The sequence below is a fragment of the Pseudolysobacter antarcticus genome (assembly GCF_004168365.1).
GTDB lineage: Bacteria > Pseudomonadota > Gammaproteobacteria > Xanthomonadales > Rhodanobacteraceae > Pseudolysobacter > Pseudolysobacter antarcticus.
In genome coordinates, this window is record NZ_CP035704.1 from 4,073,323 (window position 1) to 4,087,527 (window position 14,205).

10 protein-coding genes are annotated in these 14,205 nt (G+C 61.3%); 4 read left to right on the forward strand and 6 right to left on the reverse strand.

Annotated elements, in window-relative coordinates; translation table 11 throughout:
* Nucleotides 1–311 precede the first annotated feature (311 nt).
* Nucleotides 312–557 carry a type B 50S ribosomal protein L31 gene (locus tag ELE36_RS17435; RefSeq protein WP_129835555.1) on the reverse strand — a complete coding sequence of 82 codons (246 nt, stop codon included), beginning with the start codon at nt 555–557 and terminating at the stop codon, nt 312–314.
* 163 nt (nt 558–720) lie between these two features.
* Here ELE36_RS17435 and ELE36_RS17440 point away from each other — a divergent pair, with 163 nt between their 5' ends.
* Together ELE36_RS17440 and ELE36_RS17445 are read left to right on the forward strand one after the other, a co-directional pair.
* Nucleotides 721–4,173, forward strand: coding sequence for a mechanosensitive ion channel domain-containing protein (locus ELE36_RS17440; protein WP_165371674.1), 3,453 nt, complete (start codon nt 721–723; stop codon nt 4,171–4,173).
* 64 nt (nt 4,174–4,237) lie between these two features.
* A complete protein-coding gene (locus ELE36_RS17445) occupies nt 4,238–6,175 on the forward strand; it encodes a S9 family peptidase (protein ID WP_129835559.1) in 1,938 nt (645 codons plus the stop codon).
* Nucleotides 6,176–6,248: 73 nt separating this feature from the next.
* On the opposite strand, the gene ELE36_RS17450 is transcribed toward ELE36_RS17445, so the two are convergent.
* The 4 genes from ELE36_RS17450 to ELE36_RS17465 are packed head-to-tail and all read right to left on the reverse strand — an operon-like array spanning nt 6,249 to nt 10,501.
* Nucleotides 6,249–7,184 carry a nucleoside hydrolase gene (locus ELE36_RS17450; RefSeq protein WP_129835561.1) on the reverse strand — a complete coding sequence of 312 codons (936 nt, stop codon included), beginning with the start codon at nt 7,182–7,184 and terminating at the stop codon, nt 6,249–6,251.
* Between the two features lie 36 nt (nt 7,185–7,220).
* Nucleotides 7,221–7,961: a class I SAM-dependent methyltransferase gene (locus tag ELE36_RS17455; protein ID WP_165371675.1), complete on the reverse strand. Its 741-nt coding sequence runs from the start codon at nt 7,959–7,961 to the stop codon at nt 7,221–7,223.
* 2 nt (nt 7,962–7,963) lie between these two features.
* Complete coding sequence (gene recG / locus ELE36_RS17460; RefSeq protein WP_242512452.1) at nt 7,964–10,075, reverse strand: ATP-dependent DNA helicase RecG; 2,112 nt, start codon at nt 10,073–10,075, stop codon at nt 7,964–7,966.
* A 36-nt stretch (nt 10,076–10,111) separates the two neighbouring features.
* Nucleotides 10,112–10,501, reverse strand: a complete 390-nt coding sequence (locus tag ELE36_RS17465) for a RidA family protein (protein ID WP_129835565.1) — start codon at nt 10,499–10,501, stop codon at nt 10,112–10,114.
* Between the two features lie 127 nt (nt 10,502–10,628).
* On the opposite strand from ELE36_RS17465, the gene ELE36_RS17470 reads away from it, so the two are divergent.
* Entirely contained in the window at nt 10,629–11,564 is a 936-nt protein-coding gene (locus tag ELE36_RS17470; RefSeq protein WP_129835567.1) for an NUDIX hydrolase, read from the forward strand.
* A gap of 22 nt (nt 11,565–11,586) precedes the next feature.
* Here ELE36_RS17470 and ELE36_RS17475 read toward each other — a convergent pair whose 3' ends face one another.
* Nucleotides 11,587–12,510, reverse strand: coding sequence for a DMT family transporter (locus tag ELE36_RS17475; protein ID WP_129835569.1), 924 nt, complete (start codon nt 12,508–12,510; stop codon nt 11,587–11,589).
* 223 nt (nt 12,511–12,733) lie between these two features.
* On the opposite strand from ELE36_RS17475, the gene ELE36_RS17480 reads away from it, so the two are divergent.
* The gene (locus tag ELE36_RS17480; protein WP_165371676.1) at nt 12,734–14,182 is read left to right on the forward strand and encodes a sensor histidine kinase; all 1,449 of its coding nucleotides are present in this window, start codon (nt 12,734–12,736) and stop codon (nt 14,180–14,182) included.
* Nucleotides 14,183–14,205: the final 23 nt, after the last annotated feature.

Here is a 14,205-nt window from a genome sequence, read left to right on the forward strand (position 1 = left end):
CAGTCGCTTGCATAATCGAATGCAACGCAATGAAGTCGATGATTATGCGCGTCGACCCGCAATGCGGCAGTGCAGCGAATTATCGCACAAGCGTTTGATTGCGGTATGTACACGCAACGTAAAGCGCACCCCGAACGCGCCAAACGGAAGGCACTTGACAGCGTTTTCCAATCGAGAAAACCCGGATGGCAGACACGCAAAAGCGCGACTGACGGTCAACGTCAATCGCGCTTTCGATCAATGCTCGACGCAAACTGCGAACTCACTCGTGGGCGGAATCGCCACGGTGAATTCGCCGGCAGCAGAAACTCTTACTTCTGCGCGTAGCGCTGGCGGAACTTGTCGACGCGACCGCCCACATCCATCACCTTGTGCTTGCCGGTGTAGAACGGGTGCGACTTGCTCGAAATTTCCACCTTGATCAGCGGATATTCCTTGCCATCTTCCCACTTGATCTTGTCCTTGCTGGTCATCGTCGACCGGGTCAGGAACGCAAAGTTGGCAGAGGCATCCTGAAACACCACGTCGTGCGATTGGGGATGGATGTCTGCTTTCATATTAGTGCTCCGCGTAGGGCTGCAAAAAAAGAGGCGCATAGTAGCTTTTGCGGCCCGCCCGCGCAAGTCATGGTCATCAGAATTACGCCCAGCGATTCAGCACGAGCTAGGCTTGGCGGCGCATAATCGGCAACTCAATATTAGCAGGCACCGCCAAAACCGCATGCATTTGTATCGCAGAATCCTGTTTTTGCCGCTACTCGCCGCACTCGCCATCGCGGTACACGCAGCACCTCCCGCGCCGCCTGCTAGCAGCAATACCGCGCCGGCTTTGCCCGCATCCCAGGCCGATGCGATCAACGCGGCGATCACAGCATTGCCGCGCAAGCACGATCTCAGCGCAGCGCAACGCAAACAGGTCGAAGAACTGCTGCGCGATGCGCTGAACGACGATCAGCGCGCCGATGCCGAGCAGACAAAACTGCAGTCCTTGCGCGACACACCCACGCCATCGGCCAACGCGCCACGCAACAGCGATGCAACCGCCGCCGGCGATGCCACGACCTCGCTCGCCGACTGGCGCGCCAAACTGCCAGCGCAAGCCACGATCGCGCAATTCAGTGATCTGCTCGAACAGGAACGCGGCGCATTGACCACAGCGCAAGACGCCATTCGCTCGCTAGACGAAGAAGTACAACAGCAAACCCAGCGCCCCGACGCGCTACGCGATGAACTCGCGCAAGCCCATGCGGAAGCCGATCAGGACGCCGCCACCACGCCGCGCCTGCCGAACGCGCCAGCCAGTCTGGCCGAAGCCGCGCGGCTCGCAGCGAAGGCCACTCAGCGTTACCAGCGGAGCCATCTCGCCGCACTGGAAATGGAACAGCGCACCTACGAGGCGCGCATGCGTACGCTGCAGAACCAGCGCAGCGATCGCCGCAGCGAGGTCGATGAACGCAGCCAGCGCGTCAGCATGCTCGAAGCCATCGTGCTGGATCGCGCCAGCTCGGCGGTGGCGGACATTCGCGTGCGGCTGCAACAAACCAGCGATCAATATGCCAACGGCCCGGCACCGCTGCAACACGCGGCCAGCGCCAATCTCGCGCTCGGCGAAGAACTCGTCGCCGCGGTAAAACGCCTTGGCGAAGTACGCGATCTGAAAACGCGTTACAGCGGTCAACGAAGTGAAACCGAACTGGCGGCCAAGAACACCGAGGATCGGCTCAAGGCTGGCGGTGTGAGCGAAGCGGTCGGCCTCATTCTGCTGTCTGAACGGCGCAAGCTGCAACCGCTGCCGGCGTTGCGCCGCGAACTGGCCGAGCTGCAGAGCGAACTCGCGCAAGCCAAGCTGCGGCTTGTGGACCTGCGCGAAGAACAGGAAGGCCTGCGCGGCTTGAAACCGCTACCGATACGCGCGCCCGTTGTCGGCCCGGATCCGCCAAGCGCCGGCCCGGCCGACAACCCCGATACGATGGGCGATGACCTGTCGCAGTTGCTCGGTGCGCGCGCAGACTTATTGCCGCGTCTGATCGGTGCGCAATCGCGACTCGTGACCACACTCAGCGATACCGAACAACAACTCGTCGGCCTGGTCAGCAGCACCACCGCGTTGAACACGACACTCAACTCACGCCTGCTATGGACACCGAGCCACGCGCCGATCAACGCGACCTGGGACAACCAGTTCCTGCAGACCGCACAGCAAGTATTCAGCACCAACCACCTGCAATCGTTGCGCGATATCTGGCACGACTTCAGCGCTGCGGGTGTCGGATTTGTCGCCGCGCTGATCGCACTGCTCGGCGCCGCGATATTTGCGCAATTACGCGTGCCGGCGTTGCTCGATCGCATCGCCACGCCGATGCGGCGCATCCGTACCGATCGTTATCGCTGCACGTTGAATGCATTGGTTCTGACCCTGCTCGCCGCACTACCGTTGCCGCTGTTGTTGTGGCTGGTCGGGCGCGTATTGCAAGCGGCACGTGGCGGCGAGCCGCTCGATAACGCGCTCGGTGTCGCGCTGATTTCGCTGGCGCTGCCGCTGTATACATTGGTGTTTTTGAGTTGGCTGATCCGCGAAACAGGTCTCGCGCACTTGCATTTTCGCTGGCCGCGCGCGCGGCGCAACGCCTTGCGCGCGTTATTGCCTGGCCTCGCCGGCATCGTGCTCATCATCCAGTTCGTGCACACCGTTTTGAATCTGGTCAATACCGATAAAATTGATGCCACGTTCGGGCGTGCGATCTTCATCCTTGGCGCTTTCGGCATCGCCGCACTCACGTGGCGCGCGCTGCGTCCGGGTGCGGTGTGGTCGCAACGCGGCGCAGTACAAGCCGAACCGATCCGCCTGCGTCAGCTGACGCGCGGTGTACTCAGCGCATTTTTCGTTGGCTGCGGCGTGCTCGCAATCGCCGGTTATTATTTCACTGCGTTCACGCTGGTCGAGCGCATGCTTCAATCGTTCGGCGCGGCACTCGCGGTGTCGGTATTGCATGGACTGGCGGTGCGCTGGCTCATGCTCGGCGAACGCCGTCTCGCCCTCAAACGCATGGAAGAACGCCTCGCCGAAGATCAGCGCAACGCACAGGCGAACGCCGAGCCGGATGCGGCAAACGTCGAAGTGTTGCCGGATGTGGAAGAAACCGAAACGACGATCGCCAGTCTCGGCGAGCAAACCCGTCGTGTTGTGCGTGTACTGACGCTGCTGCTGCTGACGATGTTGCTGCTGCTGATCTGGTCGGATGTGGCGCCCGCGTTATCGTTTCTCGACACGGTCAGCATCTGGAAAGCCACGCACCTGACCGAAGGCAAGGAAGTCGTCGATTTCAGCCTCACCCTGCGCGCCGTGTTGCTGTCGTTTGTCGTGCTGAGCCTGACCTGGGTCGCCACGCGCAACCTGCCCGGCCTGCTCGAAATCGGCGTGCTGCGCCGGCTGAATGTCGACGCGCCAACGCGCTACGCCATCACCAGTCTGGTGCGGTATCTGATCGTGTTGTTCGGCGTAATTGTCGGCGTCGGTTTTCTCGGCGTGCAGTGGGCGAACCTGCAATGGCTCGCCGCCGGCCTGACCGTCGGTCTGGGTTTTGGCTTGCAGGAAATCTTCGCCAATTTTGTCTCCGGTCTGATCGTGTTATTCGAGCGCCCGTTCCGCATCGGCGACGTGATTACCGTGGCGAATGTCGAAGGCACGGTCGCAAAAATCCGCACGCGCGCCACCACCATCGTCGACTGGGACAATCGCGAAGTCGTCGTGCCGAACAAGACCTTCATCACCGATCGCCTAGTCAACTGGACCTTGTCGGATTCGATCACGCGCATCGTGATCAAGGTCGGCGTGGCTTACGGCAGCGATCCGGCCAAGGTGCAAAATCTGCTGTTGAGTCTCGCGACCGAACATACACTCGTGCTGAAAGATCCCGCGCCAAATTGCTGGATGACTGCGTTCGGCGATAGCACGCTGGATTTCGAACTGCGCGCGTTCGTCGCCGAGATCGCGCAACGCAATCGCGTGCGCACCGACTTGCAATTCCGCATCAAAGCCGCGTTCGATGCGGCCAAGATCGATATCGCCTTTCCGCAGATGGATTTGTGGGTGCGCAACGCACCGCCGGGAACGGCCGGACTGGATGCCGTATCGTCGCTGGACACGCAGACCAAGCCGATCGGGCCGGCTTGATTTTCAATCTGAGCATTGCGCAGTCTCGTGCTAATGTTCGTGCCACACGCCGACGGAGCTCGACATGCGCTACTTCTCGCTGCTGCTGCTTGTCCCGCCACTATGTGCGCTCGCCGCCGTGCCGGCGCCGGAACGCGCATTCACGGATCCGCACTCGCTTACCTCGCTCGCCAATCCGCAAGCCGGGCCGGTGCCAATCGCCGATCTGTTTTTCGCGCGCGGCAATGCCGGCGCGGCGTGGTCGCCGGACGGCAAGCAGGTTGTCGTCTCGACCAATCTCACCGGTCGCTACAACTTGTGGAGAGTGTCGGCGGCTGGTAGCTGGCCGATCCAATTGGCGCAATCCGACGATTCACAGACTGGCGCAGTCTGGTCGCCCGACGGCAAGTGGATTGCGTTCCAATCCGATCATGGTGGCGGCGAAATCTTCGATCTCTACGCGGTACCAGCCAATGGCGGCGCAGTCGTTGATCTGACCAACAGCGACGACATCTCCGAAGCTTCAGCCCGCTGGTCGGCGGACGGCAAATCGCTCGCGTTCGAACGCAAACCAAAAACCGCTACGGCGACCGACATCGCGGTATTCGACTGGGCCACGCGCAAAGTGCGTGAACTTACGCACGAGGCAACGGCTGACCACCTTTGGCAACTCGTCGAATGGAGCAACGATGGCCATTTCATCTACGCGAATCGCATCAACGCTGATTTCACCGACGCCAGTGCGTGGCGCATCGATTTCGCCACGGCCAAGGCCGAGGAACTAACGCCGCACAAGGGCCATGCGCTGATCGGGGTGAGTGCGGTGTCGCCCGATGGCAAATGGCTGGCGCTGACTTCGAATGCACGCAGCGGGCGCAACGAGGCTGCGCTGTTCGATATCGCCAAACGCAACTATCGCTGGCTCGAACCAAGTCCGTGGGAAACCGAGTCCGGCGAATTTTCCCCGGACGGCAAGCAATTGTCCTGGAAGCTGAACGCCGATGGGCGCACCGATATATTTTTATACAATATCGCTAATGGAAAAAGTGAAAAAGTGGATTTGCCATCCGGCCTGAACACCGCCGATGGCCGCAGTTTTGCCAGCGATGGACGTTTGCTGCTAAAACATCAGGCGAGTAATACGCCGTCTGCCTACTGGATCGTCGGCCACGACGGCAAAGCGACGCAACTGACGTACTCCGCCCTCGCCAGCCTCGATTCCGCGGCGCTACCGACCGCACAACTGGTGCACTACAAGAGCTTCGACGGCACGCTGATCAGCGCCTTCGTCTGGCTGCCATTCAACCTGGCGCGCGACGCCCATGCGCCCGGCGTGGTCCTGCCACACGGCGGTCCGCCCGACCAAACGGTCGACAGTTTCAACCGCACCGCCACCGCACTCGCATCGCGCGGCTATGTCTGCATCGCGCCGAACGTGCGCGGTTCTACCGGTTACGGTATGGCGTTCCAGCAAGCCAACCTCAAAGACCTCGGCGGCGGCGATCTGCAGGACGAAGTCTATGCAGCAAAATTCCTCATCGCGAGCGGTTATGTAGATGCACAGAAAATCGGCATGACCGGAGGTTCCTATGGCGGCTACATGACGTTGATGGCGCTGGCGAAGACGCCAGACGTGTGGGCTGCGGGCGTCGAACAATACGGCATCATCAGCTGGTTTACGATGAGCGAGCACTCAGACCCCGCCTTGAGCCAAGTCCTCAAATTGCTGCTCGGTGATCCGGTCAAGGACAAGAAAATCTACGATGCCACGTCGCCGATCACGTTCATCAAGCAAATCCGCTCGCCAATGCTGGTGCTGCAGGGCGAGAACGACATCCGCGTACCGAAAGAGGAAGCCGAGCAAGTCGTCGCCAGGATCAAGGCGCAGGGCGGCACAGTGGATGTGCATTACTATGCTGACGAAGGTCACGGCTTTGACAAGCGCGAAAACTTGATCGACGCGCTGCAGCGCACGGTCGCCTGGTTCGATCGCTATCTGAAGGGCAATACGATCGCAAAATAGCCGTCCGTGGCGCGCACTACTGCTCGCTACCCTGCTCACCCTCAGCGATGGCTGGGGTGTGCTTCAATACACCTCAAGCATCGCTTCGCCCAAGCGCCGTCGCCAGCATCGCCTCGAACCGCGTCTGATCCACCGCCAACACGATATCCGCATTCGGTGTATTGCCGCCGCGTTGCTCCCAATCGACCACGGTTGCGCCGCGCGTGAGCGCGCCCTGCAATTCAATCGCGACATAACGCCGCTCGACTTTCGTGACGATGCCCGGATCGAGTGCCACGGCCATCGCCAGAGCGTCGGCAGTGAGCATTTTTTCGCGTCTTTCGCCTTGCGCAAACAGCAGGGTCTTGTGCGAAATGCTGCGATAAAAAATCGCGCGTTTGTCCGTGCCCGCCAGCAGCGCATTCCAGCGAGAGAAATCGATGCCGTGCGCCATCGTCGCTTCCCAGTCGACCAGCGTGAACTGCGGCCATTCCGAGAACACGATGTGCGCGGCTTCGGGATCAAAAGCGATATTGAACTCGGCCGGAATCAAACGCGTATTGCCACGCCCGGTCACCGCGCCGCCCATGATGACGAGGCGTGCGACGCGCGTCGGCAAGGTCGGATCGAGACGCAAGGCGAGCGCAAGATTGGTCAGCGGCGCGAGCGCCACGAGAGTCAACTCACCGGCATGCTCATGCGACAAACGCAGGATCGCCAACGCCGCGTGCTCGCTGCTCGCACGACTCGATGCAGCGGTGTAAACGGTATCGCCAAAACCATCAAGGCCGTGCACGAACGCCGCATCTTCCGCCGGCAAAACCAGCGGCGATGCGCAGCCCGCAAATACCGGTGTATCGGCACCGATCACTTCGACCAGCTTGAGCCCATTTGCCACAGTGTGATTCAGGCCGACGTTGCCCGCGGCGATGCTCAGGCCGACCACATCGGCGTGCGCGTGCGCCATCAGAATGGCGAGTGCATCGTCGACGCCGGGGTCGGTATCAATCAGGAGTTTTTGACGTGTCATCGTTTTGATTTCCTCAAGCAGTAACGCGGTACGGATTTATTTTTGTGCGATCACGACGATGCGCGAATGGCTGATCCACGGAATTTTTTGTGGCGCGACATACAAGCTAGGCGCGGCAAAACCGACAGCGCGCAAACGCGCGAGAATATCGCGACCGTAATCGCGAAACGCGAGTATGCCTTCACCGCCGCGCAGCGGATCGCGATGGTAACTCGGCGCCAGCAAATGTTCGATCGCACCATCGCGCAAATACGCGCGCTCGACGGTGTTCTCGCTGTCGAATAGCGGAACCGTGAACAGCAGATACCCGCCCGGACGCAGCACACGATGCAGTTCGGCCAAGGCCAGCGTATCGTCCGGCACGTGCTCCAGCACTTCGGTGTGCGTGATCAGGTCGAAACTCGCATCGGCATAACTCAGGCGCTGCATGTCCTCGAAATAGACGCCATCGCGCATCTGGCCTGATGCCAGATCAGCAAAATATTCGGAGACTTTCAAACTGCGCGCACACCGCTGCAAATACGCCACGAGCGGGCCGCGCGCGGAAAATTCGCAGGCGTCACTTTGGGCAAGATCGAGACACTGCGCAGACAATGCCCAGCCCATCGCGATATGCACCGCGCTAGCCGCACAACGCAGGCAACGCACGCCGGTTTCATCGCGGTTGATGCGCACAAAAATACTCGGCCCGCAGAATGGGCATCGTGCATACGCCAGCGCAAAATCGCGCCATTGCAGCGCGGCCAGACCGGAGCGCAAACGTGCCAGCACTCGCATCATCACGTCCCAGCGTAACGCGCGGCGCCGCCGACCCAGCGTGTGATCAAACGCTCGGCCTGCTGCGGATATTTTTCCAGCAATACCGCACCGACTTCCTGCACTGCCGGCAATAGTTTTGCATCGCGCAACAGATCGGCGATACGAAATCCGATGCGCCCGGTCTGACGCGTACCGAGCAATTCGCCGGGGCCGCGCAACTCCAGATCTTTCTCGGCGATGCGAAATCCGTCGGTGGTTTCGCGCATCACTTCGAGCCGTTGCCGCGCGGTGCCCGACAGCGGCATTTGATACAGCAATACACAGCTCGATGCCTGACTGCCGCGACCGACCCGACCGCGCAATTGATGCAGTTGCGACAGCCCGAGACGCTCGGCATTTTCGATCACCATCAGGCTCGCATTCGGCACATCCACGCCGACTTCGATCACCGTAGTCGCGATCAGCAACGCGAGTTCGCCGTTCTTGAACGCCGCCATCACCGCTTGTTTTTCGGCGGGTTTGAGGCGCCCGTGTACCAGCCCGATACGCAGCTCCGGCAACGCCGCGGTGAGTTCGGCATGGCTCACTTCGGCAGCCTGCGCTTCGAGCACATCCGACTCTTCGATCAAGGTGCAAACCCAGTACGCTTGCCGGCCTAACGCGCACGCGGCGCGAATACGCTCGACGATTTCGCCGCGCCGCGCATTGCTGATCGCGACCGTCGTCACCGGCGTGCGCCCGGGCGGCAATTCGTCGATCACCGACACATCCAAATCGGCATATGCAGTCATCGCCAAGGTGCGCGGAATCGGCGTCGCGGTCAGCACGAGCTGATGCGGAATGCCGTCACCGGTTCGCCCTTTGTCGCGCAATGCCATGCGTTGATGCACGCCGAAGCGATGTTGCTCGTCGATGATGGCGAGGCCGAGATGGCGAAACTCGACACCTTCCTGCATGAGTGCGTGCGTGCCGATCACGATGTCGGCATCGGTCTTCAATGCGTCGAGGGCAGTGCGTCGCGCGCGGCCCTGCACCTTGCCCGCCAGCCAGATCACCTTGATGCCGAGCGGTTCGAACCATTGCAAAAAGCTGCGCAGATGTTGCTCGGCGAGCAACTCGGTCGGCGCCACCAAAGCCACTTGTGCGCCGGCTTCGATCGCATGCAGCGCGGCCAACGCGGCGACCACGGTCTTGCCCGATCCGACATCGCCCTGCACCAGTCGCAACATCGGTTTTGCACTGGCCAAATCACGCGCAATTTCATCGAGCACACGCTGTTGCGCACCGGTCAAAGCGAACGGCAATTGCGCAATAAACGCGCCGCGTTGTTCGCCGCCGCCACGCAATACCGGCGCCCGACGCTCGCGAATCTGCGCGCGCAAGCGTTTCAGGCTCAGGTGATGCGTGAGCAATTCCTCGAACGCGAGGCGTTGTTGCGCCGGATGTTCGCCGATCGCGATCTGCGCGAGATTCGCTTGCGGCGGTGGCCGATGCACAAACAGCAACGCATCGCGCAACGATCCAAGCCGATATTTCGCGCACAACTCCGACGGAATCAATTCGAGACTCGCCGCATCCGGCAATAATTTCAGCGCGCGTTCGATCACGCCGGCGAGGCGTTTGTGACCCAAGCCTTCGGTGGTCGGATAAATCGGCGTGAGACGATCCTCGACCACACTGATAGCATCGTCGAGCAGGCGCTCGTATTGCGGATGCACGATCTCGAAACCCTGCGCGCCATGCCGCACTTCGCCGTAACAACGAATGCGCGTACCGGGTTTGAGCTGGTCGGCTTGGGAACCACGAAAATGAAAAAATCGCAGCACCAAGGTCTGGTTGGATCCATCGCTGATCGCCACGCGCAACTGCGGACGAAAACGAAATCCGCGCTCGACCGCATCGACCCGGCCTTCGATCTGCGCCTGGTCACCCGGGCGCAGATCCGCGATCGCGGTGATGCGGGTTTTATCTTCGTACCGCAGCGGCAGATGGAACCACAAATCCTGCAGCCGCTCGATGCCGAGTTTCGCCAGCGTCGCCTGCAGCGCCGGGCCAACGCCGGACACGCTGGCTACCGGCAGCAACCCGGGATCGCCACCCGCAGCGGCAACCACGCTGGTTTTTTTCGTCACCGCCACGGCAGTTTCGCGCGAGAATTTCGGCGGCGATCAGGCCTGATCCAGCACCAGAATCGCATCGATCTCGACCTGCGAACCTAGCGGCAACTGCGATACGCCAATCGTCGAGCGCGCCGGATACGGTTCGCTGAAATAGCTCGCCATGACCTTGTTCACTTCGGCGAAATTGGCCAGGTCGGTCAGATAAATTCCGACTCTTGCGATCTGCTCGAACGAACCGCCGGCGGCGCTTACCACGGCTTTCAGATTTTCGAAAATGCGCGTGGTCTGTACCTCGATCGAACCCTCGACAAGTTTGCCGGTGGCCGGATCGATCGGCGTCTGCCCCGACAGATACACGGTGTTGCCGCAGCGCACCGCCTGTGAATACGGGCCGATAGCTTTCGGGGCGTGATCGGAATGAATGATTTTGCGCGTCATGGCTGGCCCAACCTTGCAATGGAAAAACCCGATTCTATCTGGCGCGGTGTCACATGGGCAGAGACACGTGCGGCTCACGACGATTCTCGTGCTGCGTGGCATGTGCGGAAACCGTTATCCTCTCGCCATGCCCGAAGCCATCCTGCTGCGTCTCGACGCCGTCATCATCGCCGTAACAGCGCAAATTCCGCGCGTGCTCAGCGTGCGCGATGCGAGCGCTGCGGATGCATTGCCGAGTGGGCCGCTGGATCTGGAAACCCATCTCACGCTTGAGCGTGGCGTGCGCGAAAGAGTCGCCGAGCAGAGTGGATTCCAGCTCGGTTACGTCGAGCAACTTTATACATTCGGCGATCGCTATCGCGATCCGTGCGAACGCGCGGGCGGCCCGCGCGTGATTTCCAGCGCCTACATCGCACTCGTGCGCGAACACGCCTTGCCCGATGGTTTTGCCGCGCACTGGCAGGATTGTTACGCGTATTTGCCGTGGGAAGATTGGCGTCGCGGCCGGCCGGCGCTGATCGATGCGGCACTCGCGCCAGCGCTGCATCGCTGGGCCGGACGCGACAAACGTCGCCGCGAAAGAGTCGACCTGACGTTCGGCTTGGAATCCGCGCCGTGGGATCCCGAACGCACGCTGGAACGCTACGAATTATTGTGGGAAGCCGGCATCGTGATCGAGGCCGCGCGCGAAAATATCGCCGCGCAGGAATTGCCCGCCGCAGCGGTTGGGCGCGGCATGGCGCTCGATCATCGGCGCATTCTGGCGACTGCGCTCGGTCGCTTGCGCGGCAAGATCAAATATCGCCCGGTGGTATTCGAATTGCTGCCGGCAAGTTTTACCTTGCTGCAGCTTTTGCACGTGGTCGAGGCGCTGGCCGGCAATCGCCTGCACAAACAGAATTTCCGCCGCCTCGTCGAAAGTGCAGGTTTGGTCGAAGGCACCGGACAACTCGATCACGCCACGGGTGGCAGGCCGGCGGAGTTGTTCCGTTTCCGTCACGAAGTTTTCCGCGAGCGACCGGCACCGGGCGTGTATTTTCCGGGCGCTTGGTGGGGTCGATAAAACTATTTGGCGCTGAAAATATTCAGCGTCTGGTGCCTAGATAAACGCCGACGGCTGCGAGCGCAAATCCCGCGAGCTTGAGCAGCGACATGTGCTCGCCGAGCAACACAAAACTCATCACCGCAGTGACCGGTGGCACGAGGTAAAACAACGCCGCCACCGCCGTCGCCGCACCACGTCGCAACAGCACGAACAACAACGCAAACGTCGCCACCGAATTGACCAGCACAAGCCACGCGCTGGCCAGATAAAATGCAGCGCTGCCATCGAACTCGAAATGCTCCCACCACCACGCCAACGGCAGCAACAACAGCACCGCGACAACATGCTGAATGCACAGACCGATGCGCAAATCCACGTTCGAGCCGTGCCGTTTCTGATACAGCGTGCCGATGCAGATGCCGAACAATCCGATCGCCAGCGCGACATACGCCATGCTGCCGACGTTCGCCGAATCGACGTGGTCGGCGACCACCAGCAACACGCCGCCGAGACCGAGCACAAATCCGAACCATTGTGCCTTGCTCACCGGATCGCCGAGCGCACGCGCGAGCAACGCCACGCCGAGCGGCATGATGCCGATCACCAGCGCCGCGGCGCCCGCGCTCGCGCCGAGTTTGATGCCGGCATACACGCCGCCGAATTGCAGCGCTAGCGAAAACAATCCGACCACGGCGCTGTGCAATGTCTCGCGCAACGATGGCCACGGCAGTCGCGCGACCAGCGCAAGCACGGCAAAGATCAGCGCCGCCGAACCGAAACGCACCACCAGCAAGGTGAACGGTGCGCCATGCGCGAGCGCGAGTTTGCCGGCGAGATAACCCGTGCTCCACAGCACGACAAAACTGATCGCCGCGATGCTGTTGGCGGAGTCTGCGGATGACGGCGGCGGCACCGACGCGGGCGGCGCGACAAGCGGCGACGAAGATTTTTCCGAAGCTGACATATGCCTCACTGTGCTCGTATTTTGTCTGGTGCGGCGCGCTCATTCCGAGCGGCGGAAAACCCGATGCATCGGCGCCACGGCAGTACGATAAACTGAGCGCCCGACAGACCGCTGCGACTGCATCGAGAATTACCATGTCGAACCCGCTCGATCAATTCCACCTTGGTGCATGCGACTGCATCACGGTTCACATGCAGCGCCGGCAAGTAGCGCGACCCAGCCGATGAATCGCCTGCGTTTTTCACCGCGCGGCTTGATGACGCGACTCGCGTTGTTCTACGCGGTGCTCGCGCTGATCGCGCTGGTGCTAGTGAAATGGACCTTGCTGCTCAGCGAATTCAGCGAGCTCAAGGATGAAATTGCGCGCGGCAGCCTGATAACCAGCATGAGCGCCGAAACGCTCGACCTCAGCCAGGATTTTGATACGGCCAACACGCCCTCCGCGCGCTCGCTGGAGCACGCGCTCGAATCGTTCTTGTTGCATCTGGAACGCCCACGCGATCGCCTCGGCAATGAGCCTTCGTTCATCATGACCGAGCTCGCGGCGCAACCGCTGGCGGCGGCGATCCTCGATCCAAACGGCGCCTTGCTCGCGAGTGCGCCGCGCGATGGTCGTTGGCAGGCGCAGATCGCAGCGTCTGCTGATCCGCTATGGAAAAACTTGTCGACCAACGATGCGCCAATCCTGATCGTCAGCGAAGATTCGCCGCGTCTGTTGCGACGTTACGCCGCACCGATTCGCGATTCCGCCCATGTTCTACGCGGCGTGCTGGTGCTCGAATTGCGCTTGCCGGTGCCTTGGCGCAGCTTGAGTTTCGACTGGAATTTCGAGTGGCCGATTTTGATCGCGTATCTGCTGTTGTTCGGCCTCGGCTCGGCGTTGTTCCTGTCGCGTTATGTGACGCGCCGCTTGAATCGGATCGCGAGCGCGGCGCACGCGTGGAGTGGCGGCGACTTTTCCGAAATCATCCAGGATCAATCCGCCGATGAACTTGGCGTACTCGCGCGCGACCTGAATCGCATGGCCTCCGAATTGCGTGCGCTGGTGCAGACACGTGCGCGCCTCGCCAGCATTGAGGAACGCCAGCGCCTCGGACGCGACCTGCACGACACCGTGAAACAGAAAGCCTTTGCGCTGCAAATGCAACTCGCCGCCGCGGCGCGTCACGCCGACCCGGGCGACCGCACGCGCATCGAGGAAGCGCGTCGCATCACCGAGGAAATCCAGCGCGAACTGATGCTGATCCTCGATGAAATGCGCCTGCCGGAAAATTCCGCTCACGCCGCCGCTACGCTCGAAGCGCAGATCGCCGAACGCAGCGATGCCTGGGCGCGGCGCAGCGGTATCGCCCTGCATCGGCTGGTCGACGATGCGCGCGACGTATCCGCCGCGCATGACGAGGCCGTGTTGCGCATCATCGACGAGGCGTTGGCCAACGTCTGGCGTCACAGTCATGCGAGCGAGGCCCGCCTGAGCCTGCAGCGCGAGGAAAGTCAGTTCATACTTCGCATCGTCGACAACGGTCGCGGTGGCGCCGCCGAACGCAGCGCCGGCATGGGAATTCGCAATATGCGCGAACGCAGCGCCGCATTGCCGGGCGGTCGTTTCGCATTGAGCAGCACTGACGGCGGCACCACGATCACGGTATGCTGGAACTTGCCGATTCAGTGAAAAACCATGCGCGAGAAAAACAA